We start from the raw sequence: 1,217 nt of genomic DNA, 5'->3' as shown, positions 1-1,217 counted from the left end.
TGGAGTGCCCCATCTGAATTGGCCCACCGTTATGTTTAGGAAACGGAGGACTGAGAATGGCGAACAAGCGGCACAAGCCGGAGGAAATAGTTCAGAAGCTGCGGCAGGTTGATGTGCTTGTCGGCCAGGGGATGCAGCGCGTGGATGCGATCCGCGAAGTGCGCATCACTGAGCAGACTTACTACCGCTGGCGCAAACAGTATGGCGGGATGGGAACCGACCAACTGAAAGAACTCAAACGGCTTCAGAAGGAGAACGAACGGCTGCGGAAAGCCGTCTCGGACCTGACCTTGGACAAGCTCATCCTGAAGGAGGCGGCCCGGGGAAACTTCTGAGCCCCGCCCGTCGGCGCGCCTGCATTGAGCTGATACGCAGCGAGATGAAAGTGTCGGAACGCCGGATCTGCCGGGTGCTGGGGCAACATCGGTCAACACAAAGGTATCAACCGCGAAGCCGGGAAGATGAAGACCGGCTCGTGGCGGACATGATTGAACTGGCCAGGCAATACGGCAGCTATGGCTACCGCCGGGTTGCAGTGCTGCTTAGGGACGCTGGATGGCAGATCGGCGACGGCCGTGTCGAACGCCTGTGGCGGCGAGAGGGGCTCAAAGTGCCACGGAAGCAACCAAAGAAGGGGCGGCTTTGGCTGAACGACGGATCATGCATCCGTCTTAGACCGGAGAGCCGCAACCACGTCTGGAGCTACGACTTCGTTCATTGCCGCACTGACGACGGCAAGGCATTCCGCACATTGAACATCCTCGATGAGTTCAGCCGGGAATGCCTGGCAATCAGGGTGAAGAGGAAGCTGAACTCGACCGATGTTATCGACGCCCTGACCGATCTATTCATTCTGCGGGGGCCTCCAGCCTATGTCCGAAGTGACAATGGCCCGGAGTTCGTTGCCAAGGGCGTCAGGGCCTGGATTGAGGCGGTTGGTGCGAAAACAGCCTTCATCGAACCAGGAAGCCCATGGGAGAATGGATACGTCGAGAGCTTTAATGCCCGGCTCCGGGACGAACTGCTGAACCGAGAGCTCTTCTACTCGCTGGGGGAAGCCCAGATTATCATCGAAAACTGGAGGAGACACTACAACACAAAGCGGCCCCACAGCGCCTTGGGATACCGGCCGCCTGCGCCGGAAACCATTGTCCCGATGGACCGAAGGCCAGTCATGCACTAACAATCAAACCGGACCAGTCAGATCAGGCTCCCCA

Annotated in this window: 1 protein-coding gene; it reads left to right on the top strand. The window is 58.7% G+C overall.

The features are described from left to right. Positions 1-56 precede the first annotated feature (56 nt). Positions 57-1,183 (top strand): IS3 family transposase gene (locus tag ACXAHG_RS23475; protein WP_475061231.1). Its coding sequence is split into 2 segments (ribosomal slippage): positions 57-321 and positions 321-1,183, totalling 1,128 coding nucleotides; the frame shifts between segments, so codons are not numbered across the junction. The last annotated feature ends 34 nt before the right edge of the window (positions 1,184-1,217 follow it).

It is taken from the genome of Leisingera sp. ABD4_442 (assembly GCF_056160905.1).
The sequence above is the reverse complement of the archived record's forward strand: the minus strand, read 5'-3'. Positions and strand labels throughout refer to the sequence as shown.